Annotated in this window: 16 protein-coding genes and 1 tRNA gene; 7 read left to right on the top strand and 10 right to left on the bottom strand. The window is 70.3% G+C overall.

Annotated elements, in window-relative coordinates; genetic code table 11:
* Window positions 1–50 precede the first annotated feature (50 nt).
* From pepN to ACH4MY_RS16360, 3 genes are all read left to right on the top strand, one after another.
* Complete coding sequence (gene pepN / locus ACH4MY_RS16370; RefSeq protein ID WP_398003260.1) at window positions 51–2537, top strand: aminopeptidase N; 2487 nt, start codon at window positions 51–53, stop codon at window positions 2535–2537.
* A gap of 129 nt (window positions 2538–2666) precedes the next feature.
* On the top strand, window positions 2667–4043 hold the full coding sequence (locus ACH4MY_RS16365; RefSeq protein ID WP_398003257.1) for a pyridoxal phosphate-dependent decarboxylase family protein: 1377 nt from the start codon (window positions 2667–2669) through the stop codon (window positions 4041–4043).
* Window positions 4040–5455, top strand: a complete 1416-nt coding sequence (locus ACH4MY_RS16360; protein WP_398003254.1) for a lysine N(6)-hydroxylase/L-ornithine N(5)-oxygenase family protein — start codon at window positions 4040–4042, stop codon at window positions 5453–5455. The genes ACH4MY_RS16365 and ACH4MY_RS16360 overlap by 4 nt, the downstream gene beginning before the upstream one ends.
* Before the next feature lie 6 nt (window positions 5456–5461).
* On the opposite strand, the gene ACH4MY_RS16355 is transcribed toward ACH4MY_RS16360, so the two are convergent.
* Window positions 5462–7261, bottom strand: a complete 1800-nt coding sequence (locus ACH4MY_RS16355; protein WP_398003251.1) for a bifunctional metallophosphatase/5'-nucleotidase — start codon at window positions 7259–7261, stop codon at window positions 5462–5464.
* A gap of 158 nt (window positions 7262–7419) precedes the next feature.
* On the opposite strand from ACH4MY_RS16355, the gene ACH4MY_RS16350 reads away from it, so the two are divergent.
* Window positions 7420–8103 (top strand): SIMPL domain-containing protein, encoded by a 684-nt coding sequence (locus tag ACH4MY_RS16350; protein ID WP_398003248.1) that lies wholly within the window; start codon window positions 7420–7422, stop codon window positions 8101–8103.
* 146 nt (window positions 8104–8249) lie between these two features.
* Entirely contained in the window at window positions 8250–9677 is a 1428-nt protein-coding gene (gene pyk / locus ACH4MY_RS16345) for a pyruvate kinase (RefSeq protein WP_398003244.1), read from the top strand.
* On the opposite strand, the gene ACH4MY_RS16340 is transcribed toward pyk, so the two are convergent.
* Together ACH4MY_RS16340 and ACH4MY_RS16335 are read right to left on the bottom strand one after the other, a co-directional pair.
* Entirely contained in the window at window positions 9678–10463 is a 786-nt protein-coding gene (locus tag ACH4MY_RS16340; RefSeq protein WP_398003241.1) for a helix-turn-helix domain-containing protein, read from the bottom strand.
* Window positions 10464–10573: 110 nt separating this feature from the next.
* Window positions 10574–10648: transfer RNA gene (locus ACH4MY_RS16335), tRNA-Leu, on the bottom strand.
* A 98-nt stretch (window positions 10649–10746) separates the two neighbouring features.
* Here ACH4MY_RS16335 and ACH4MY_RS16330 point away from each other — a divergent pair.
* Entirely contained in the window at window positions 10747–11400 is a 654-nt protein-coding gene (locus ACH4MY_RS16330) for an ANTAR domain-containing response regulator (RefSeq protein ID WP_187623954.1), read from the top strand.
* An 87-nt stretch (window positions 11401–11487) separates the two neighbouring features.
* On the opposite strand, the gene ACH4MY_RS16325 is transcribed toward ACH4MY_RS16330, so the two are convergent.
* From ACH4MY_RS16325 to ACH4MY_RS16295, 7 genes are all read right to left on the bottom strand, one after another.
* Complete coding sequence (locus ACH4MY_RS16325) at window positions 11488–12204, bottom strand: ABC transporter ATP-binding protein (protein ID WP_398003238.1); 717 nt, start codon at window positions 12202–12204, stop codon at window positions 11488–11490.
* On the bottom strand, window positions 12201–13301 hold the full coding sequence (locus ACH4MY_RS16320) for an ATP-binding cassette domain-containing protein (RefSeq protein ID WP_398003235.1): 1101 nt from the start codon (window positions 13299–13301) through the stop codon (window positions 12201–12203). Before ACH4MY_RS16320 ends, ACH4MY_RS16325 begins: the two co-directional genes overlap by 4 nt.
* Window positions 13302–13304: 3 nt before the next feature.
* Window positions 13305–15134 (bottom strand): branched-chain amino acid ABC transporter permease, encoded by a 1830-nt coding sequence (locus ACH4MY_RS16315; protein WP_398003232.1) that lies wholly within the window; start codon window positions 15132–15134, stop codon window positions 13305–13307.
* Between the two features lie 5 nt (window positions 15135–15139).
* Window positions 15140–16069: a branched-chain amino acid ABC transporter permease gene (locus tag ACH4MY_RS16310; protein WP_266890680.1), complete on the bottom strand. Its 930-nt coding sequence runs from the start codon at window positions 16067–16069 to the stop codon at window positions 15140–15142.
* A 97-nt stretch (window positions 16070–16166) separates the two neighbouring features.
* Window positions 16167–17402 (bottom strand): branched-chain amino acid ABC transporter substrate-binding protein, encoded by a 1236-nt coding sequence (locus tag ACH4MY_RS16305; protein ID WP_398003230.1) that lies wholly within the window; start codon window positions 17400–17402, stop codon window positions 16167–16169.
* A gap of 546 nt (window positions 17403–17948) precedes the next feature.
* A complete protein-coding gene (locus ACH4MY_RS16300; protein WP_398003227.1) occupies window positions 17949–18443 on the bottom strand; it encodes a PaaI family thioesterase in 495 nt (164 codons plus the stop codon).
* A gap of 66 nt (window positions 18444–18509) precedes the next feature.
* A complete protein-coding gene (locus ACH4MY_RS16295; protein WP_398003224.1) occupies window positions 18510–20807 on the bottom strand; it encodes an FdhF/YdeP family oxidoreductase in 2298 nt (765 codons plus the stop codon).
* Between the two features lie 134 nt (window positions 20808–20941).
* Here ACH4MY_RS16295 and polA point away from each other — a divergent pair, with 134 nt between their 5' ends.
* Window positions 20942–23653: a DNA polymerase I gene (polA, locus tag ACH4MY_RS16290; RefSeq protein ID WP_398003221.1), complete on the top strand. Its 2712-nt coding sequence runs from the start codon at window positions 20942–20944 to the stop codon at window positions 23651–23653.
* The last annotated feature ends 80 nt before the right edge of the window (window positions 23654–23733 follow it).

The following is a 23733-nucleotide window of genomic DNA, read 5'->3' as shown; positions in this document are numbered from 1 at the left end:
CCGCCCCACCACCCCTGCCAGGTCCGGAAAGCATCGGGCAGCATAGGGCCATGTCCGTACTGACGCGCGACGAAGCGCAGACCCGTGCCCAGCTCCTCGATGTCCAGCACTACACCGTGGACCTCGACCTCACCACCGGCGACGAGACCTTCGAGTCCACCAGCCTCATCAGGTTCACCGCCCGCACCGCCGGGGACACCTTCGTCGAGCTGAAGCCCGAAACCCTGCACTCCGCCCTCCTGGACGACGAGCCCCTCGACCTCACCACCCTCCAGGGAAACCGGCTCCCGCTGCACCTCGGCGAGGGCGAGCACGTCCTGCGGATCGCCGCGACCATGGGGTACTCCCGTACCGGCGAGGGCATGCACCGGTTCACGGACCCCAGCGACGGCGAGTCGTACGTCTACACCCAGCTCTTCATGGAGGACGTCCAGCGCGTCTTCGCCGGCTTCGACCAGCCCGACCTGAAGGCCGTCTTCGAACTGTCCGTCAAGGCACCCGAAGGCTGGACCGTCCTCGCCAACGGCATCACCGAGCAGCAGCCCGACGGACGATGGAAGGCCGCCGCGACCCCGCCGCTCTCCACCTACTTCGTCTGCGTCGCCGCCGGACCCTGGCACTCGGTCCGCACCGAGCACGCCGGGCTCCCGTTCGGCATCCACTGCCGCCGCTCCCTCGCCGCCCACCTCGACGCCGACGCCGACGAGATCCTCGCCGTCACCAGGGCCTGCTACGACCGCTTCCACGAGAAGTTCGAGGAGCCCTACCCCTTCGACTCCTACGACCAGGCCTTCGTCCCCGAGTTCAACGCCGGCGCCATGGAGAACCCCGGCCTCGTCACCTTCCGCGACGAGTTCGTCTTCCGCTCCGCCGTCACCGTCACCGAGCGGCAGACCCGCGCCATGGTCATCGCCCACGAGATGGCCCACATGTGGTTCGGCGACCTCGTCACCCTGCGCTGGTGGGACGACATCTGGCTGAACGAGTCCTTCGCCGAGTACATGGGCTTCCAGACCGTCAACGAGGCCTGCGCCGACCTCTTCCCCGACACCTGGGTCGACTTCGGCGTCACCCGCAAGGCCTGGGGATACGAGGCCGACCAGCGGCCCTCCACCCACCCCGTCGCCCCCGACCCGGAGTCCGTCCCCGACACCGCCTCCGCGCTCCTCAACTTCGACGGCATCTCCTACGCCAAGGGCGCCTCCGCCCTGCGCCAGCTCGTCACCTGGCTCGGCGAGAAGGACTTCCTCGCCGGCATCAACATCCACTTCAAGCGCCACAAGTTCGGCAACGCCACCCTCGCCGACTTCATCGACAACCTCGCCGCCGCCACCGACCGCGACGTCCACGGCTGGGCCGAGCAGTGGCTCCGCACCACCGGCGTCGACACCCTCACCCCCGCCCTCACCGGCGAAGGCCTCCACTGGAAGCTCGCGATCGACCGCGACGGCAGCCGACCGCACCGCATCGCCGCCGGCCTCTACGACCGCGACCCCTCCGGCGACCTCGTCCTGCGCGAACGCCGCGAGCTCGACGTCCCCCAGACCGAGCCCGCCGAGCTCACCGGCCCGCGCCCCGCCCTCGTCGTCCTCAACGACGAGGACCTCACCTACGCCAAGCTCCGCTTCGACGCGGTGTCCGCGGAGTCCGCCCTGCGCGGCCTCTCCCGCATCCCCGACCCGCTGACCCGAGCCGTGATCTGGAACGCGCTCCGCGACATGGTCCGCGACGGCGACCTCGCCCCCCGCGAATACCTGGAGATCGCCCTCGCACACCTCACCGAGGAGACCGAACTCGCCCTCGTCCAAGGCGTCCTCGGCTTCGCCCGCGCGCAGATCGCCGACCGGTACGTCACCGCCGACGAACGCCCCACCGCCCTCGCCACCATCAGCGAGATCACCCGCGCCCTGCTGCGCCGCACCGAGGACGGCGAGGCACCCGGCCTGCGCCTGACCGCCGTCCGCGCGTTCATCGACAGCGCCACCACCCCCGACAAGATCGCCTCCTGGCTCGACGAGGGCACCGTCCACGGCGGCCCGGAACTCGACCCCGAACTGCGCTGGCGCATCCTGGCCCGCCTCGCCGTCCTCGGCGCCACCGACGAACCCGCCATCGCCGCCGAACTGGAACGGGACCCGAGCGCCACGGGCCAGGAGGGCGCGGCCCGCTGCCGTGCCTCCCTCCCCACGACGGCCGCGAAGGAGGCCGCCTGGTCCGCCCTCTTCGACACGGACGACCTCTCCAACTACCTCTTCACCGCCACCGCCCAGGGCTTCTGGCAGCCGGAGCAGGCCGATCTCGTACGCGCCCACGTCCCCCGCTTCTACCCCGCGGCCATCGCCCTCGCCGACCGCAGGGGCGCCGCGATGGCCGAGGCCGCCGGCCGCTACGCCTTCCCGGCATACGCCATCGACCAGGAGTCCCTGACCCTGGGCGAGCACCACCTCCAGGACGACCGGATGACCCCGGCCCTCCACCGCAAGCTCGTCGACCAGCTCGACGACCTCGCCCGAGCCCTGCGGGCCCGCGAGGCCTGACGGAACGGGCCCCACCGCCCACCCCGCATCCCACGGACGGCGCCCCGAAACCAGGGCGCCGTCCCCCGTTCGGGTCACAACCACCGACTCCCCGGACATACCCCGACAACCCCCGGCACCCTGTCGTCCATGCGTGCCGCACCCCCACCCCTCGCCGGAGGCGCCCTCGGCCCCGACGCCCTCGACCCCCTGCTCCGCACCGTCCTCGACGCGCTCCGCACCGGGGCGGAGGAACGCGGCGGCCCCCTGCCCGCCGGCGGCCCGGAAACGACGGCCCGCCACATCGGCGCCCTCGGCCCCGCCCTCCCCGAGACCGGCACCGGCGCCGACGAGGCCCTGTCCACACTCGTCCGCGCACTCGCCGCCGGCGCCGCCGACCCCGCCCACCCCCTCTGCGCGGCCCACCTCCACACCCCGCCCCTCGCCCTCGCCGCCGCCGCCGATCTGGCGGCCTCCGCACTGAACCCGTCCATGGACTCCTGGGACCAGGCCCCCGCCGCCTCCGCCCTCGAAACCCTGGTCACAGCGGCCCTCGCCGACGAGATCTTCCCGGACGCCACCCGCCCCGACGCGCTCGTCACCACCGGCGGCACCGAGTCCAACCAGCTCGCCCTGCTCCTCGCGAGAGAGCGCCTCGGCCCGGTCCGCACCGTCGTCGGCGCGAACGCCCACCACTCCTTCCGGCGCGCCACCTGGCTCCTCGGTCTCCCCGAACCGGTCGTCGTGCCCACCCCCCGGGGCACGATCGACCCCGCCGCCCTCCACGAGGCACTCACCCCCCTCACCGGCCCCGTCCTCGTCGCGGCCACCGCCGGAACCACCGGCGAGGGCCTCATCGACCCGATGCCCGAGCTCGCCGACACCTGCGCGGCCCACCACGCCGCATTCCACGTCGACGCCGCCTACGGAGGCCCCGCCCTCTTCAGCCGCACCCACCGCCGTCTCCTCGACGGCCTGGCCCGCGCCCGTACCGTCACCGTCGACCTGCACAAACTGGGCTGGCAGCCGGCCGCCGCCGGGCTCCTCGCCGTCCAGGACGCCGCCGACCTCACCGTCCTCGGCCACACCGCCGACTACCTCAACGCCGACGACGACACCGAGGCCGGACTCCCCGACCTCCTCGGCCGCTCCCTGCGCACCACCCGCCGCCCCGACGTCCTGAAGACCGCCGTCACCCTCCGGGCCCTCGGCCGGACCGGACTCGGCGCCCTCGTCGACGCCTGCATGGAGCGGGCACAGGACCTCGCCGACCTGGTGGAGAAGGCGCCGGGACTCGACCTGCGGGCCCGGCCCGTCCTCACCACCGTCCTCTTCCGGCCGCACGGCGCCGACGACAGGTCCGTCGCCGCGATCCGCCGCACCCTCCTCACCGAGGGCCACGCCGTGCTCGGCCGGGCCGAGGCGGACGGCCGCCTCTGGCTCAAGGCCACCCTGCTCAACCCCCACGCCACCCCCGGCGACCTGGCTCAGCTCATCACCCTCGCGGAAGGCAGCACGCACCGATGACCGGCAGCACCCCCAAGGACGAACTGGACCGCCCCCACGATCTGGTGGGCGTCGGCATCGGCCCCTTCAACCTCTCACTCGCCGCCCTCGCCCACGGCGTCCCCGGCGGTCTCTCCACGGTCTTCTTCGAGCAGAAGCCGGCCTTCCACTGGCACCCGGGCCTCCTCATCGAAGGCGCCACCCTCCAGGTCCCGTTCCTCGCCGATCTGGTGACCCTGGCCGACCCCGCCAGCCCGTGGACCTTCCTCAACTACCTGAAGAGCCGGGAACGCCTCTTCCCCTTCTACCTGGCCGAGAAGTTCCACATCCAGCGCGCCGAGTACGACGCCTACTGCCGCTGGGTCAGCGACCGCCTTCCCGGCCTGCACTTCGGCCACCAGGTCGACTCGGTCCGCTGGAACCCCGAACGGCGCCTCTTCGAGGTCGACTTCACCCAGATCGACCCGGCGGGAGAGGCCGAGGCCCTGGGCCGCGCCTACACCCGGAACGTCGTCCTCGGAGTGGGCACGGAACCGTACGTCCCCGAACCGCTGAAGCCACTCGCCGACGCCCCCGGCGTCCCCGTCTTCCACTCGGCCGACTACCTCACGCACCGCGAGACGCTCCTCGCCGCCGGGCACGTCACCGTCGTCGGCTCCGGACAGTCCGGAGCCGAGGTCTTCCTCGACCTGCTCAGGTCCCGCCCCGCCCGTGCCGAGCGGATCACATGGCTGGCCCGCACCGAGGCCTTCGCCCCGATGGAGTACTCCAAACTGGGCCTGGAGCACTTCACCCCCGACTACACCCGCTACTTCCACTCCCTGCCCGAATCGGTACGCGGCGACCTCGTGCCCCGCCAGTGGCAGTTGCACAAGGGCATCGACGCGGAAACGATCGCGGCCATCCACGACGAGCTCTACCGCCGGACCCTGCACGGCGGCTGGCCCGACGCCGTGCTCACCCCCGGCGTCCGGGTCCGCACGGCCGGCCGGGTCGCCACCACCCAGGTCGAACTGCACCTGGAACACCTCCAGCAGGGCACCCGCTCCCGGCTCACCACCGACGCCGTCGTCCTCGCGACCGGCTACCGCGAGCGCCCGGTGGAACGAATGCTGGCCGGCCTCGACCCCTATCTGCGCCACGACTCCGCCGGGCGCGCCCGGGTCGACGAGCGGTACCGCCTCGTCCTCGACCCGTCCGTCACCGGCGCCGTCCACGTACAGAACGCCGAGAAGCACACGCACGGCGTCGGCGCCCCCGACCTGGGCCTCGCCGCCTGGCGGAGCGCGACCATCCTCAACTCGGTCACCGGCAGGGAGCCGTACCCGCTGCCGCGCCGGACGGCCTTCACCAGCTTCGGCCTGGAGACGCGAGAGGCGCCGAGCATTCCGGCCCAGGGCCAGAAGCTGACGCCTCTCACACAGATCGTCTAGCGGGACCTAGAACACCGGCACGCCGTCCCGGGTCAGCTTCCAGTCCACGGAGGCGAACAGGCCCGGGTCGACCGTTCCCTTCGCCTTCACCCACTGGATGATGGTGTTGCGGATCTCGTCCGAGTTCGCCCACAACTGCTGGGCGTTCGCGACGTGCGGGAACGCGCCGCCGCCGCTCGCCCGGTAGTTGTTGACCGCGAGGACGAACGTCGCCGCCGGGTCGAGCGGCCCGCCCTCGAAGGACAGGTTCACGATCCGGGAGCCGGCCGGCCTCGCGATGTCGATCTCGTAGGTGAGCCCGGACACGGCGTCGTAGTTGTAGTCCGGGATGCTGTCCGCGTTGGTCAGCTTCGCGGTGTCGACCGGGGCGCCCGCCGGGGTCTGGACGTAGTACCGCGCCGAGTACTCCAGGTAGTCCTTCAGCTGGGCGCCCGTCATCAGCCGGGCCTCCAGGGTGTTCTCGAAGGGGTACAGACCGGCGGCGTCCTTGATGGAGACCTGCCCGGCCGGGATGTGGGCCGTCCGGGAGAAGCAGGACGCCTGCGACAGCACCGGCAGAGCCGCGTACGCGCCGCCGGCGAGGGCCGCCTTCACCGTCTCGGCCTGGACGACGTTGATCAGGTCGATGATCGGCTCGTCCTTCCACGGCGCGTCGGCCGTCGTCATGGCGGCGGTGGACGTGCCGATGATCTGGTTGACGTACGCGACGACCTTCTTGTGCTCGTCCCCGAGCAGCCCGGTGATCTCCGGGTCCTCCGCCACCGTGTTGGAGTTGAGGACCTGCGCGGCGACCTTCTCGACGGTCCAGCGGCCCTTCTCCCACACCAGGTCGAAGTCGAAGAGGGTGAGGCGCTGGCCCCACTTCAGCGGCTCCGAGAGGACGACGTCCTTGCCGGTCTCCTTGTTCTTCACCCGGTACTCGGGGATCTCGGTGTGCGCGTGACCGACGAGGATCGCGTCGATGCCCGGCACCTGCTCGGCGACCAGCCCGGCCGCGTTCTCGACATGGGGGAGCTGGTCACCGTACGAAGAGGTGCCGCTGGAGTCGGAGTGCGCCGAGACGACGACCACGTCCGCGCCCATCGAGCGCAGCTTCGGCACCCACTTCGCGGCCTGCTCCTCAAGACCGGGGAAGACCATCTTCCCGCTGACGTTGGCCTTGTCCCAGATGGCGATGCCCGGGTTGGTCAGGCCGAGTACCGCGACCCTGACGTCCTTGCCGTGCGGGGTGCGCAGCCGGTGGATGCTGTACGGCGCGAAGGCCGGGCGCAGGGTCTTCGCGTCGAGCGCGTTCGCACCGAGGAGCGGGAAGTCGCACTGCTCCTCGAACTTCCGCAGCACCGGGATGCCGTAGTTGAACTCGTGGTTGCCGAGCGCGGCGGCGTCGTAGCCGATGGCGTTCATGGCCTGGGCCATCGGGTGGACCGGGCCGCGACGGGCGGTGATCGGGTCGATCTTGGCGTAGTAGTACGACAGCTGGGTGCCCTGGATCGTGTCACCGGCGTCGATGAGGAGGGTGTTGCGGCGGCCCTTCTCCTTCCGGACCTGGTCGACCAGGGTGGAGATCTTGGCGAGACCGACGTCGTTGTGCGCCTTGTCGTCGAACTCCTTGTCCGTGAAGTAGTCCCAGTTGAAGACGTTGCCGTGCAGGTCGGTGGTGCCCATCACGGTGAAGGAGTACCGCTTCCGCGGACGCGGGCGGCCGGGACCGTGGGCCTCGGCGGGAACGGCGACGGCTCCGGCGACGGCCACTCCGGCCCCGGCGGCGGCGGTGCGCTCCAGGAACGTCCTGCGGTTCAGCGGCATGTGCGATCTCCCCTTTGGTTCTGTGACGCAGGCGCCGACCATGGCGCACAACGCGCGTAGATTCTGGCTCAGACCGCACGTCGGCAACAGACCTTTCGGGTTACGGAGTGGGAAAGTGTTCGGAGGACGATCGTGACCGAACACGGAGGAGTCAGGACGTGACGCAGGACCACGTAACCCCGGACGCACCCCAGGTGACGGTCCGTGGCGAAGGACGCCTGGAGGTCGACCCCGAGCTCGCCCGGATCTGGGTGACCGTCTCCGCACGGGGGACCGACCGCTCGGCGGCGCTGGCCGACCTGACCCGGCGCAACGGACAGGTGCTCGAACTGGTCAAGGCACAGGGCTCCGCGATCGAGAGGCTGGAGACCGGCAGCTTCTCGATCTCCCCCGAGCTCACCCGCAAGGGACGAGGGGAGCGGGTGCACGCCTTCCGCGGGCGGGTGCGGATCACGGCCGAACTGACCGACTTCACCGTGCTCGGCGAGCTGGTGACCCGCCTCGCCGACCTCGAACTGACGAGCGTGGACGGACCGTGGTGGTCGCTGCGCCCGGCCTCCCCCGTGTACGCGGAGGCACGCCGGCTCGCGGTGACGGAGGCGGTCGAGCGGGCGCGGGCCTACGCGGACGCACTCGGCACCTCGCTCGCCTCACTCCTCGAACTGTCGGACGCGGGCCTCGCGGAACCCCTGATGCCGAGGCGCGCCGCCTTCGGCTCGGCGGCCGTGGCCTACTCGGCGGAGGCGGCCGGGGAGGCACCGCCGCTGGACCTCGAACCGCAGCGGCAGACGGTGACCGCCGAGGTCGTGGCGCGCTTCACGATGCGACCGCCCGCACTCTGAGACGAGCGGCGCCGGGGCGCGAAAATCGCTCATCGGAGCACCCCGGCGCACAGATTCAAGACTTGTCAACAGCCTTTCATGGAAAGGTTGTTGAGTAGTCATGTCCCGCCAACTCGCTACTGGTGGGTAAGCCCTAGTCTCGACTCATGCGCCGAGCGAAAATCGTTTGTACCCTTGGGCCCGCCACCGAAACATACGACCAGATCAAGGCGTTGATCGAGGCCGGAATGGACGTGGCCCGCTTCAACCTCAGCCACGGCTCGTACGTCGAGCACGAGGAGCGCTACCAGCACGTACGCAAAGCCTCCGACGAGACCGGCCGCAGCATCGGGGTCCTCGCCGACCTTCAAGGCCCGAAGATCCGCCTCGGCCGCTTCCGCGAAGGCCCCGTACTCCTTGAACGCGGCGACGAGTTCACCATCACCGTCGAACCGATGGAAGGCGACCGCCACAGCTGCGGGACGACCTACTCCGGCCTCGCCGACGACGTGACCGCGGGTGAGCGCATCCTCGTCGACGACGGCCGCGTCACCCTGGAGGTCACCTCCGTCGAAGGACCCCGGGTGCACACCCTCGTCATCGAGGGCGGCATGGTCTCCGACCACAAGGGGCTGAACCTGCCCGGCGTCGCCGTCTCCGTCCCCGCCCTCTCCGAGAAGGACATCGAGGACCTCCGCTGGGCGCTGCGCATCGGCGCCGACGTCATCGCCCTCTCCTTCGTCCGCAGCGCCCGGGACATCGAGGACGTCCACCGCATCATGGACGAGGAGGGGCGCCGGCTGCCCGTCATCGCCAAGATCGAGAAGCCGCAGGCCGTCGAGAACATCGAGGAGATCGTCGCGGCCTTCGACGGCATCATGGTCGCCCGCGGCGACCTGGGCGTCGAGATGCCGCTGGAGCAGGTGCCGATCGTCCAGAAGCGCGCCGTCAAGCTCGCCAAGCGGAACGCCAAGCCGGTCATCGTCGCCACCCAGATGCTCGACTCGATGATCGACAACTCCCGGCCCACCCGCGCGGAGGCCTCCGACGTCGCCAACGCCGTCATCGACGGCACCGACGCCGTCATGCTCTCCGGCGAGACCAGCGTCGGCCGCTACCCGATCGAGACCGTCCGCACCATGAGCCGGATCGTCGAGGCCGCGGAGGAGGACGTCCTCGCCAAGGGCCTGCCGCCGCTGACCGAACGGAACAAGCCCCGCACCCAGGGCGGCGCCGTGGCCCGCGCGGCCGCCGAGATGGGCGACTTCCTCGGCGCCAAGTTCCTCGTCGCCTTCACGCAGTCCGGCGACACGGTCAAGCGTCTCTCCCGCTACCGCTCGCCGATCCCGCTCCTCGCCTTCACCCCGGACCCGGCGACGCGCTCCCAGCTCAACCTCACCTGGGGCGTCGAGACCTTCCTCGGCCCGCACGTGGACTCGACGGACGCGATGGTGGCCCAGGTCGACGAGGAACTGCTCCGGATCGGCCGCTGCCGGCCCGGCGACATCGTGGTCATCACGGCCGGCTCCCCGCCGGGGGTCGCGGGCTCGACGAACCTGGTACGGGTCCACCACATCGGTGACGCGCTGAACTAGTCAGTACTTGGGCCCCACATGCCGGTCCAGCAGGGCGACGGCATCACGCCGCGCCACGGAGACATCGTGCGCCCCGGTCGCTCGGCGCCTGCTCCGCCAGGCCACACCGACACGTTCCAGCGTGTCGGTGTACAGCCGCACGATGTCGTCCGAGGTGTTGGTGAAGAAGTGGCGGGGGTACTCGTACCGCTTCCTGCGGCCGTCGATCGTCTTCTCCGTCCAGTTGACGATGCGCGATCCGTCGGAATGGATCAGCCCTCGGACGAACGACCACGGGTGGGCGTCGACGATGTCCCGCTGCCACTGTCCGAGGACGATGGCCCGCTCGTGCTTCCTGCCGGGTCCGTGCTGCGGGAAGAGGCAGGTGAGGTGCTTGGAGTACACCTTGGCGTCGCGGCACCCGGTCTTCCGTGCCCAGGAGGCCGTGTTGTCGGGGAACACCGTACGCATGGCTGTTATGGCCTCCCGCTGTACTCCCGGCCAGGCGTCGTCGAGTGTGATCCGCAGGCTCGCCACCCGGTGCTGTCGCGGGTGACTGATGCGCCCGTCGCCGAGGTACAACCCGAGAAGATACGCGTACGCGGCCTCATCGAGCTCGCGTCCGTCGCACCGTGGGCAGAGGGGGCGGTTGCTCCTGCCCGGGCACTCGCCACGCTTCGCGCGGTCCTCGTGCTTCCAGGAGCTGATCGTGCCGGGCGGGATGTTCAGTGTACGGGCGACAGACGCGTTCGTTGCGCCGCTTCGCAGCAGAGTGAGTGCCCGTTGACGCGTTCCGATGTCGTACACACGGTCGACGGTGACCGATGCGACCGCGGAGCCGCGTGCGGATCGGCAGGGTTCACGCGTGTGGGTGACGATCATCTGTCGACCGCTCGGCCATGGAATCGAAGGAAAAGTGCCCCAGGTGGGATTCGAACCCACACTGTCCGCTGTTTGAGAGCGGCCTCTCTGACCAGTTGGAGTACTGGGGCCTTAGAAAGCGAGGGCGCTGCCGCCCCTGCGGGGCACCACATTACAGGAGCTAGGTAGGCTCAGGGGAGCAGTACTTGCCCCGCAACGAGGAGCCCCCGTGACCGCCCCCGAGTCGCCCCAGCCCGCCGACGACGCCGACGCGTCGCACGTCCCGCCGCTGACGACCCGCGTCGTCATCGCCGAGGACGAGGCCCTCATCCGCCTCGACCTCAAAGAGATGCTGGAGGAAGAGGGCTACACGGTCGTCGGCGAGGCCGGCGACGGCGCCACGGCCGTCGAGCTCGCCCGCGAGCACCGCCCCGACCTCGTCATCCTCGACGTGAAGATGCCCGTCCTCGACGGCATCTCGGCGGCCGAGAAGATCGCCGGCGAGTCCATCGCCCCGGTCCTGATGCTCACCGCCTTCTCCCAGCGCGAGCTCGTCGAGCGGGCCCGGGACGCCGGCGCCATGGCGTACCTGGTGAAGCCGTTCAGCAAGAGCGACGTGGTGCCGGCCATCGAGATGGCCGTCTCCCGCTTCTCCGAACTGCGCGCCCTGGAACAGGAGGTCGCCGACCTCTCCCAGCGCCTGGAGACCCGCAAGCTGGTCGACCGCGCCAAGTCGATCCTGCAGACCCAGTACGGGCTGACGGAGCCGGCCGCGTTCCGCTGGATCCAGAAGACCTCGATGGACCGACGCATGTCGATGCAGCAGGTCGCCGAGGCCGTCATCGAGGACGCCGAGGAGAAGAAGGCGGCCAAGGGCCAGTAGCCCCGCCCGCCCCCGTACGCGTACGGAGAAGGCCCGCCCCACGACTTTGTGGGGCGGGCCTTCTGTCCGTGGTGCCGACCGGGTGGGTCAGTCCTCGCCGAGGTACGCCTTGCGGACGGACTCGTCGTGGAGCAGGTTCTGGCCGGTGCCCGAGAGCACGACCTTGCCGATCTCCATCACGTGACCGTGGTCCGCGAGGGCGAGCGCGGCCTGGGCGTTCTGCTCGACGAGCAGGATCGTGGTGCCCTGGGCCTTCAGCTCGGCGATGGTCGCCATGATCTTCTGCATCATGATCGGCGAGAGACCCATGGAGGGCTCGTCGAGCATGAGCAGCTTCGGCTGGGACATCAGCGCCCGGCCCATGGCGAGCATCTGCTGCTCACCGCCGGAGAGCGTGCCGGCCGCCTGCTTGCGACGCTCGCCCAGGATCGGGAAGAGGTCGTAGGCGCGCTGGACGTCCTTGGCGATGCCCGCGGTGTCCTTCCGGAGGAAGGCGCCGAGGAGGAGGTTCTCCTCGATGGTCATGCGGGGGAAGATGTGGCGGCCCTCGGGGGAGTGGGCCAGACCCAGCGAGACGATCTTGTGCGCGGGGATCTTGCGGAGGGACTTGCCCTCGAACTTGATCTGGCCGCCGATCGGCTTGAGGAGCCCGGAGAGGGTCCGCAGGGTGGTGGTCTTCCCGGCGCCGTTGGTGCCGATGAGGGTGACGACCTCACCGGCGTCGACGGAGAAGGAGATGCCCTTGACGGCCTCGATCTTTCCGTAGGCGACGCGCAGGTCCTCGACTTCGAGCAGTGCGGTCATGCGTCGTTCTCCTTGCCCGAACCGGGGTCCTGCGTGGTGTCCTCCGAGGTCTCCTCGGCGGCCGGCGCCTCGTCGGCGGGGGCCTCGGGAGTCTCCGGGGCGTCGTCCGAAGGCGCGTCCTCGGAAGCCTCGTCGTCGGAGGCCTCGTCGGCCTCGTCGGTCTCGTCCTCGGCCGGAGCCTTCTTCGCCGGCGCGTCCTCGGCCGGGGCCGCCTCGGCGGGCGCGTCCTTGGAGGGCGCGTCCGTGGCGGGAGCCTCCGCGGGGGCCTCCGCCGCCGGGGTGTCCTCCGCGACGGGCTCGCCCAGGTACGCGGCGATGACCCGCTCGTCGCTCTGGACGGTCTGGCTGTCGCCCTCGATCAGCTTCTGTCCCTGGACGAGCACGGCGACCCGGTCGCAGAGGTTGAAGATGAACCGCATGTCGTGCTCGATGACGAGCACGGCGACGCCCATGTCCCGGATGGCGAAGATGAGCTCCTCCGCCGCCCGCGTCTCCTGCGGGTTCATGCCGGCGGTGGGCTCGTCGAGCAGGATCAGTCCGGGGTCGCTCGCGAGGGCGCGGGCGATCTCCAGCTTGCGCTGCTCTCCGTACGGGAGGTTCTTGGCGAGGTGCTGCGCCTTGTCCTGGAGGCCGATGAACTCCAGGAGTTCCATGGCCCGCTCCGAGGCCTCCGCCTCGGCCTTCCTGAACCCGGGAAGACGGAGCAGCGCCGACCAGAGGCCCTGCTTCATCCGGGTGTGGCGTCCGACGAGGACGTTCTCCAGGACGGTCATGTTGTGGAAGAGACGGATGTTCTGGAAGGTGCGGGCGATGCCGGCGTCGGTGACCTTGTAGGACGTGGGCGGCAGGACCTTGCCCTTGTACCGGACCTCACCCTCGGTGGGGACGTAGAGGCCGGTGAGGCAGTTGAAGAAGGTGGTCTTGCCGGCGCCGTTGGGGCCGATGAGACCGACGATCTCGCCGCTGTTGACGGTCAGGTTCACATCGCGCACGGCGGTGAGGCCGCCGAAGCGCATGGTGACCCCGCGCGCGTCGAGCACGGTCTCTCCGGCGGCCGGCGCGGTGGTGGCGTCGGCGGTCTTCGTGGTGGTCGTCATGGTTCAGGCACCTGCCTTGGCGAGCGTGGCGGGCGTCTCGTCCTTCTCGTGGAACTCCAGCTGGTTGCGCCGGTTGGCGATCATGCCCTCCGGGCGGAAGCGCATGAGCAGGATCAGCGCGACGCCGAAGGCGAGGAGCTGGTACTCGCCCATGAACTGGAGCTTGTTCGGGATGAGGAAGAGCAGCGAGGCACCGACCAGGGGTCCGCTCATCGTGCCCATGCCGCCGAGGACGACGGCCGCGAGCAGGAAGGCGGAGTTGGGCGGGATCGGTCCGGCGAAGAGGTACTGCTCCGGGGTCACCGTGTAGGTGACGTGGGCCTGCACGGTGCCGGCGAGGCCGGCGAGCGAGGCACCGAGCGCGAAGGCGATGAGCTTGACCCGGAAGCCGTTGATGCCCATGGCGAGCGCGGCGGTCTCGTCCTCGCGGATGGCGACCCAGGCGCGGCCGATGCGGGAGTCGCCGCTGCGCCGGAAGACCAGCACGACGACCGCCATGATCAGCAGCATCAGGAAGAAGTAGTTCGCGAAGCGGCCGATCGTGAACCCGGCGATGGCGTGCTCGGCGCCGAAGTCGAAGCCGAAGATGCTCAGGTTCGGAATGGACGCGATGCCGTTCGAACCGTTGGTGATGTCGGGGCCGGAGGTGCCGTCGGTGTTGTTCACCGCGATGCGGAAGATCTCACCGAAACCGAGGGTGACGATGGCGAGGTAGTCGCCGCGCAGCCGCAGGGTCGGGGCGCCGATGAGGACACCGAACACCAGGGAGGCCGCCGCGCCGACCAGGACCGCGGCCCAGAAGGGGAAGTGCACGCCGAACGGGGAGGTCGGGGCGCCCGAGACGAGGGCGGCCGCGTAGGCGCCGACGCCGAGGAAGGCGACGTAGCCGAGGTCGAGGAGACCGGCGAGGCCGACGACGATGTTCAGGCCCAGGGCGACCGTGGCGAAGATCAGGATGTAGACGCCGAGCGTCGCGTACTGGTCGTCGCTCTGGGTGAAGGGGAAGAGCGCCGCGGCGGTGAACGCGCCCGCGATGGTGAGGTTCTGGTGCTTCCCGGTGAGCTGCGTGGCCTGCGCGACGAGGCCCGACTTGTTGAGCGCGGCGAAACCGAGGCCGGCCGTGATCAGGAAGCCGAGGAACAGCTCGTCGTACTCCGTGCCGACACCGTAGGTGAAGACTCCGAGCGCCACGGCGAGGACGCCGGTGATGATCAGGATCTCGACGGAGGAGTGCATCGCGGGCAGCTTGCGCGCCGGGCCGGTGGCGAAGGCGGCCTTGAAGGAGGCCCAGCCGTTGCCGGCGTTGTGCTTGAACTGGTCCCAGCCGGTGTCCTCCGGGTCCACGGGCAGCACCTTCGGCCGCTCGAAGGGGAGGGCGAGGGCGCCGAGGAGGGCGAGGAGCGTGGCGAGCGCGACGATCGCGCCGCCCGGCTCCAGGTTGACCGGGCCGCCGAGGGAGACGCTGATCGCGCCGACGGTGAACCAGGCGGTGGCGAAGGAGGCGATCGCGGCGACCTTGAGGGCCGCGTCGCCGCCGGCCGGGGTGAGCCAGCGGGTGCCCTTGACGCCGTACGAGGAGAGGGCGAAGAGGGTGGTGAGCAGGCCCAGGACCAGGACCTGGAGCTGGAGGCCGCCGGGAGAGCCGTAGAACGTGAGGTCGCCCGGGAAGCGGGGGGTCCAGGTCCAGGCGAGGAAGGTGCTGGCGACGGTGAGGACGCCGCCGCCCAGGGTGAGGGCGCGGGCGATTCCGACCGGCACGAAGCCGATGAGACCGGTCGCCACGGCCGGCTCGGGCGCCACGGGCGCCGTCGAGTTCTCGGAGATGGTGGTCATGGTGCTCACGCCCTGTCCGCGACGCGCTCGCCGAGGAGGCCTTGTGGCCGGGCGAGGAGTACGACGATGAGGAGTACGAAGGCCCAGACGTCGGCCCAGGACTGGCCGCCGAGCTGCTCCATACCGGGGATGTGGCTGATGTACGCCGTCGCCATGGTCTCGGCGATACCGAGGACGACTCCGCCGATCATGGCTCCGTAGATGTTGCCGATACCGCCGAGGACGGCGGCCGTGAAGGCCTTGAGTCCGAGGAGGAAGCCCATCTTGTAGTCGACGACGCCGTACTTGAGGCCGTAGGCGACGGCGCCGACGGCGGCCATCGCGGCACCGAGGGCGAACGCGATCACGATGATCCGGTCGGTGTTGACGCCCATGAGCTTCGCGGTGTCCGGGTCCTGCGCCGTGGCCTGCATGCCGCGACCGGTGCGGGTGCGCATGACGAAGAAGGCGAGGAAGGCCATGCAGATCGGGGCGGCGATCAGGAGGAAGACGTCGCCGGTCTGGATGGTGACCGGGCCGAGCTCGATCGGGCCGCCGGGGATCTGCGGGAAGGTCCGGGCGGACTTCGCCTCCGGGTACAGGGACCAGACGGCCTGCTGGAGGGCGAGCGAGAGACCGATGGCGGTGATGAGGGGGGCGAGGCGTGGGCCGCCGCGGAGCGGACGGTACGCGAGCCGTTCCGCGCCGACGGCTATCGTCGTCGCGACGAGAATGGCACCGATGATCATGAGGGGCAGTGCGACCCACATGGTGGTGCCGGCGGGCAGGATGAGCCAGACCGTGAGCGCCCCGAAGCCGCCGGTCATGAAGATCTCGCCATGGGCGAAGTTGATGAGCTGGACGATGCCGTAGACCATCGTGTAGCCGACGGCGACGAGCCCGTACATGGATCCCAGTAGCAGGCCGTTGACCAGCTGCTGCGGCAGTTCGTTCACCGCATTGTCCTCCGAGACTTTCGACGGATGTGACACCGCGCGGGGAGCCAGGTGCGGCCCCCCGCGCGGTGAAGGTGGTGCTGAGTGGTGGGGTTGATCAGCCGCCGAAGGTGCCGGACTTGACCGGCTTGAAGGCGCCGCCCTCGACCTGGTAGACGGTCAGCTGCTTGTTGGTGGTGTCACCGAACTCGTCGAAGGCGACCGAACCGGTCACGCCCTCGAAGGAGACGCCCTGCATGGCCTCGACGACCTTGGCGCGCTCGGGGACCTTGCCGCCGTTGGCCTCGGTGGCCTTCTTGACGGCCTCGATGATCGCCCAGGTCGAGTCGTAGGAGTAGCCGCCGTAGGCCTCGTAGGCCTCCTTGTAGCCACCGGTCTTGTAGTCGGCCAGGAACTCCTTGGCCGAGGCGAGGGACTCGATCGGCGCGCCGACGGAGGTGGCGATGTCGCCGTTGGTCGCGGCCGCGCCACCGAGCTTCACGTACTCGGGGCTGTAGATCGCGTCGCCACCGACGACGACGACCTTCGCACCGGCTTCCTTGATCTGCTTGGCCAGCGGGCCGGCGGCCGGGTACTCGCCACCGTAGTAGACGACGTCGGCGCCGGAGCTCTTCACCTTGGTCGCGACCGCGGAGAAGTCCTTGGTGTCCGGGTTGATGTGCTCGGTGCCGAGGACCTTGCCGCCGAGCTTCTCGAACTCGCCCTTGAAGGTGCCCGCGAGGCCGGCGCCGTAGGTCTTCTTGTCGTCGATGATGAAGGCCTTGGTCTTCTTGGCCTCCTTGAAGACGTACTGGGCGGCGAACGGGCCCTGGATGGCGTCCGTGGTGGCGGTACGGAAGTACGACTTGTAGCCGCGCTTCTTCTCGCCGGTGCTCCAGTTGACGCCCTGGCTCAGGGACGGGTTGGTGTTGGCCGGGGAGACCTGCACCAGCTTCGCGTCGTCGAAGACCTTCTGCATCGACTCGGAGACCGAGGAGTTCAGCGGGCCGACGACGCCGATGACGCTCTTGTCGGCGACGAACTTGGTCGCGTTCTGCTGACCCGCGGAGGGCTGGGCCTGGTCGTCCAGGGACTCCAGCTTGAAGGTGACGCCCTTGACGTAGGCCTTCTTGTTGGCCGTCTTGACCGCGAGGTCGGCGGAGTTCTTGATGCCGAGGCCGAGGGCGGACAGCTCACCCGTGAGGGGCGCGTCGAGACCGATGGTCACGGTGACGTTGCCGCCGTCACCGTTCTCGGCGGCGCCGCCCTTGTCGTCGCGCGAACCACAGGCGGTGAGGGTGAGTGCTCCCGCGGTGACAGCGGTGGTGAGTATGAGCAACGAACGGTTTCGCACGAAGGGTCCTTTCCCTGGCGCGGCCCCCTCGGATGAGGCGGTGCCGTGAAGCTGCGGAGCGAGGGGTGCCGTTTTGGAACGCCGGGCCGTACTGGAGTTGGTACAGGGCCGTGCAGTAGAACGCGCCCGGCGGCGCGGTGACTGGCGGTGACTCTAAGCGCAGGTGGGGAGGGTCGGGGAGCGCCGAGGACAGGATGTGACTGTCTTGTTATGCCGAGGAGGAAAGAGTGTGCGCGTCGCCTGGGAAAACCAGGACATAGGGGCCTGTAATGCGGTGTTCACATAGTGAGAACATGCAGTTCCGCTAAGGGGCTTGAGCGATTCTTGGTACTGACGGTCCGCTCAGCGGACTCTCCGGATATCGGACAACGGCAGAAACCTGAGCGGACGAACCGGCCCGTCCGCTTCGGTCGCCGCAACCCCTTGTGTATGTGACACAGCGTGACGAAACCAGGGGCGGGAGTGGTCCGGGAACGCCGGAGGGGCGGCACCCGCAGGTGCCGCCCCTCGGTCGTACGTCGCTGGTCAGGCGCCCCGTGTCACCGCTCAGGCGCTCGACGCGTCCGGAATGCTGGACGCGTCCTTGGCGGTGACCTCGCGCAGCAGACAGGTCAGCCGCGCCGAGCAGACCCGTTTGTCCTGCTCGTCGGTGATCACGATCTCGTACGTGGCGGTCGACCGCCCGCGGTGCACCGGCGTCGCCACACCGGTCACCAGACCGCTGCGCACCCCGCGGTGATGGGTGCAGTTCAGATCGACGCCCACCGCGATCTTCGACACCCCGCCGTGCAGCATCGAACCGATGGAGCCCAGCGTCTCCGCCAGCACCGCCGAGGCGCCGCCGTGCAGCAGACCGTACGGCTGGGTGTTGCCCTCCACCGGCATGGTGCCGACGACCCGCTCGGCGGACGCCTCCAGGATCTGGACGCCCATCCGGTTCCCGAGGTGCCCGGCCGAGAAGAGCGCCGGGAGGTCGACGCCCAGCGCCGCGTACTCGTCGACGACCTCCTGCGGGAACTTCACGTGCTGCTGCTCACCCATGGCCCGGCTCCGTTCGTTTCGTACGTCTTCGTACGGCTGGTCTTCCTGAGCTGCCTGAGCAAACGCTTAGGCGGAGGCGGATTCTTCCAGACGGACGATCACGGACTTGCTCGCGGGGGTGTTGCTGACGTCCGCCGTCGACTCCAGCGGCACGAGCACGTTCGTCTCCGGGTAGTAGGCCGCCGCGCACCCCCGGGACGTCGGATAGTGCACCACCCGGAAGCCGGGCGCCCGCCGCTCGCTGCCGTCCGTCCACTCGCTCACCAGATCCGCGTACGCCCCGTCGGCGAAGCCGAGCGCCGCCCCGTCCTCGGGATGGATCAGGACGACCCGGCGACCCCCCTTGATGCCCCGGTAGCGGTCGTCCAGACCGTAGATCGTGGTGTTGTACTGGTCGTGCGAGCGCAGCGTCTGGAGCAGCAGCCGGCCCTCCGGCACCCTCGGGTACTCGACCGGCGCCGCCGTGAAGTTGGCCCTGCCCGTCTTCGTCGGGAAGCGGCGCTCGTCGCGCGGGCCGTGCGGCAGCCGGAAGCCGCCCGCGTTCGCCGCGAGACGCGCGTTGAAGTCCTCGAAACCGGGCACCACGCGCGCGATCCGGTCCCGGATCGTGGCGTAGTCGGCCTCGAACTCCTCCCAGGGCGTGGCCGATCCGTCGCCCAGGGTGGCCCGCGCCAGCCGTGCCACGATCGCCGGCTCGGACAGCAGGTGGGGGCTCGCGGGCGGCAGATTGCCCCGCGAGGCGTGCACCTGGCTCATCGAGTCCTCCACCGTCACGAACTGCTTCCCGCTCCGCTGCACGTCCTTGTCGGTGCGTCCCAGCGTGGGCAGGATCAACGCGCGCGTGCCCGTCACCGCGTGCGAGCGGTTCAGCTTCGTCGACACGTGGACGGTCAGCCGGGCCCGGCGCATCGCCGCCTCCGTCACCTCCGTGTCGGGCGTCGCCCCCACGAAGTTGCCGCCCATCGCGAAGAACACCTTCGCCTCGCCGTCGCGCAGCGCCTGGATCGAACGGACCACGTCGAAGCCGTGGTGGCGCGGGGAGACGATCCCGAACTCCTTGTCCAGGGCGTCGAGGAAGGCCGGCGCCGGGCGCTCGAAGATCCCCATCGTGCGGTCGCCCTGCACGTTCGAATGACCGCGCACCGGGCACACCCCGGCACCCGGCCGGCCGATGTTGCCTCGCAGCAGCAGGAAGTTGACCACCTCACGGATGGTCGGCACGGAGTGCTTGTGCTGGGTGAGGCCCATCGCCCAGCACACGACGGTCCGCTCCGAGGCGAGCACCATCTCCAGGGTCCGCTCGATCTCGGCGCGGTCGAGGCCGGTCGCCGCGAGCGTCTCGTCCCAGTCGGCCTCCTTAGCCGCCGCGACGAACTCCTCGTACCCGTGGGTGTGTTCGCGGACGAACTCCTCGTCGACCGCCCCGGCCGTCTCCAGGACCAGCTTGTTCAGCAGCCGGAAGAGGGCCTGGTCGCCGCCGATCCGGATCTGCAGGAAGAGGTCGTTGAGCGCGGCGCCCCTGAACATGCCCTGCGGGGTCTGCGGGTTCTTGAACCGCTCCAGGCCCGCCTCGGGCAGCGGATTGACCGAGATGATCCGCGCGCCGCCGGCCTTGGCCTTCTCCAGGGCCGAGAGCATGCGGGGATGGTTCGTCCCCGGGTTCTGCCCGGCCACGATGATCAGGTCGGCCTGGTGCAGGTCCTCCAGGGAGACGCTGCCCTTGCCGATGCCGATGGTCTCCGTCAGCGCCGAGCCCGAGGACTCGTGACACATGTTGGAACAGTCCGGCAGGTTGTTCGTACCGAACTCGCGGGCGAAGAGCTGGAGCAGGAACGCCGCCTCGTTGCTCGTCCGCCCCGAGGTGTAGAAGAGCGCCTCGTCGGGGGAGCCCAGCGCCCGGAGCTCCTCGGCGACGATCGCGAAGGCCCGCTCCCAGGTCACCGGCTCGTACCGCTCCTCGCCCTCCGCCGCGCCCCCCTTCTCCAGGAGCATCGGCTGGGTGATGCGGCCCTGCTGGCCCAGCCAGTACCCGCTGCGCGTCGCGAGGTCCGCCACCGGGTGCGCGGCGAAGAACTCCGGGGTCACCCGGCGCAGCGTCGCCTCCTCGGCGACCGCCTTCGCGCCGTTCTCGCAGAACTCCGCCACATGGCGCTCGTCCCCCTCGGGCCAGGCGCAGCCGGGACAGTCGAAGCCGTCCTTCTGGTTGACCTTGAGCAGGGTCCGCGCGGTGCGCCGCAGCCCCATCTGCTCCTGGGCGATCCGCAGGGTGTGCCCGATGGCGGGCAGCCCGGCGGCGGCGTGCGGCGGCGGCGTGACCTGCGGTGCGTCCTGGACCGGGTCGCCGACCGGCGGCTTGCTGACCATCGCGCTCTCCCTTGAGCGGTAATCCTGCGGCGTACGTCTCCGATCCTGTCACGCGGCGCCGAGGCACCGGCACCCCGCCGGTGCGGACGGGATCGGTGGGCGGGATTGTCAGTCGTCCGTGGCAGGATCGTCATGTGGCCGAGACAGCATCGAAGAACCCCGCAGACACCCGCCCCCGCCTGCTCCTCATGGACGGGCACTCCCTCGCGTACCGGGCGTTCTTCGCGCTGCCCGCGGAGAACTTCACCACCGCGACGGGGCAGCCGACGAACGCGATCTACGGATTCGCCTCGATGCTGGCGAACACGCTCCGCGACGAGGCCCCCACGCACTTCGCGGTCGCCTTCGACGTGTCCCGCAAGACCTGGCGGTCCGAGGAGTTCCCGGAGTACAAGGCGAACCGCTCCAAGACCCCCGACGAGTTCAAGGGACAGGTCGAGCTGATCGGCGAGCTGCTCGACGCGATGAACGCGCCGCGGTTCGCCGTCGACGGCTTCGAGGCGGACGACGTCATCGCGACCCTCGCCACCCAGGCCGAGGCCGCCGGCTTCGAGGTCCTCATCGTCACCGGCGACCGGGACTCCTTCCAGCTGGTCTCCGACCACACCACCGTGCTCTACCCGACCAAGGGCGTCTCCGAGCTCACCCGCTTCACCCCGGAGAAGGTCCAGGAGAAGTACGGCCTCACGCCCTCGCAGTACCCCGACTTCGCCGCCCTGCGCGGCGACCCGTCGGACAACCTGCCCGGCATCCCCGGCGTCGGCGAGAAGACCGCCGCCAAGTGGATCAACCAGTTCGGCTCCTTCGACGAGCTCGTCGAGCGCGCCGAGGAGGTCAAGGGCAAGGCCGGCCAGAACTTCCGCGACCACCTGGAGTCGGTCAAGCTCAACCGCCGCCTGACCGCGATGGTCACGGACGTCGCGCTCCCGAAGGGCGTCACCGAGCTCGCCCGCGAGCCGTACGACCGCGGGGCCGTCGCCCTCGTCCTCGACACCCTGGAGATCCGCAACCCCTCGCTGCGCGAGCGGCTCCTCGCCGTCGACCCGGGCTCCGCGGAGGAGGCCGCCCCGGCCCCCGCCGAGGGCGTCGAGATCGACGGCACCGTCCTCGGCGCCGGTGAGCTCGCCCCCTGGCTCGCCGAGCACGGCACCGCCCCCCTCGGCATCGCCACCGTCGACAGCTGGGCCCTCGGCACGGGCAGCGTCGGCGAGATCGCCCTCGCCGCCGGCGACGGCGCCGCCGCCTGGTTCGAGCCCAGCGCGCTCGACGAGGCCGACGACCGGGCCTGGGCCGCCTGGATCGCCGACCCCGACCGGCCGAAGGTCATGCACAACGCCAAGGGCGCCATGCGGGTCTTCCCCGAGCACGGCTGGAGCATCGCGGGCGTCACCATGGACACCGCTCTCGCCGCCTACCTCGTCAAGCCCGGCCGGCGCTCCTTCGCGCTCGACGCGCTCTCCGTCGAGTACCTCCACCGCGAGCTGGCCCCCGCGGCCGCCGCCGACGGGCAGCTCGCCTTCGGCGCCGACGACACCGCCGAGGCCGAGGCCCTCATGACCCAGGCGCGGGCCGTCCTCGACCTCGCCGGGGCCTTCGAGGAGAAGCTCGGCGAGGTCGGCGCCCGCGAGCTCCTCCACGACGTCGAGCTGCCCACCTCCGCCCTCCTCGCCCGCCTGGAGCGGCACGGCATCGCCGCCGACCGCGACCATCTGGAGGCCATGGAGCAGCAGTTCGCCGGCGCCGTGCAGCAGGCCGTGAAGGAGGCGCACGCCTCCGTCGGCCACGAGTTCAACCTCGGCTCGCCCAAGCAGCTCCAGGAGGTCTTCTTCGGCGAGCTGAACCTGCCGAAGACCAAGAAGACCAAGACCGGCTACACCACCGACGCCGACGCGCTCGCCTGGCTGGCCGGCCAGACCGAGCACGACCTGCCGGTGATCATGCTCCGCCACCGCGAGCAGGCCCGGCTGCGCTCCACCGTCGAGGGCCTGATCAAGACGATCGCGGCCGACGGACGCATCCACACCACCTTCAGCCAGACGGTGGCCGCGACCGGCCGCCTCTCCTCCACCGACCCGAACCTGCAGAACGTGCCGGTGCGGACGGACGAGGGCCGCGCCATCCGGCACGGCTTCGTCGTCGGCGAGGGCTTCGAAGCCCTCATGACCGCCGACTACAGCCAGATCGAGCTGCGCGTCATGGCCCACCTCTCCGAGGACGAGGGCCTCCTGGAGGCCTTCACCTCCGGCGAGGACCTCCACACCACCGTCGCCTCCCAGGTCTTCGGCGTCGAGCGGTCCGCCGTCGACGCCGAGATGCGCCGCAAGATCAAGGCCATGTCGTACGGCCTGGCCTACGGACTGTCCGCCTTCGGCCTCTCGCAGCAGCTGAACATCGACCCGGGCGAGGCCCGCGGCCTGATGGACACCTACTTCGAGCGCTTCGGCGGCGTGCGGGACTACCTGCGCCGCGTCGTCGACGAGGCCCGCGCCACCGGATACACCGAGACGATGCTGGGCCGCCGCCGCTACCTGCCCGACCTCAACAGCGACAACCGGCAGCGCCGCGAGGCCGCCGAGCGGATGGCGCTCAACGCCCCGATCCAGGGCACGGCCGCCGACATCGTGAAGGTCGCCATGCTGGGCGTCGACCGGGCGCTGACCGAGGCGGGCCTCGCCTCCCGGATGCTCCTCCAGGTCCACGACGAAATCGTGCTCGAACTCGCCCCCGGCGAGCGCGAGCAGGTCGAGGCCCTGGTGCGCGGGCAGATGTCCGCCGCCGCCGACCTCCGCGCCCCCCTCGACGTCTCCGTCGGTGTGGGCCACGACTGGGACTCCGCGGCGCACTGACGAGCAGCCCCGCCCGGGCTCCCGCACCTGAACCCGCACCACGCGCACGTGGTGCGGGTGGTGCGGGGCCCGGTCCGTTT

Source organism: Streptomyces sp. NPDC017246, assembly GCF_044331325.1.
Taxonomy (GTDB): domain Bacteria; phylum Actinomycetota; class Actinomycetes; order Streptomycetales; family Streptomycetaceae; genus Streptomyces.
The sequence above is the reverse complement of the archived record's forward strand: the minus strand, read 5'-3'. Positions and strand labels throughout refer to the sequence as shown.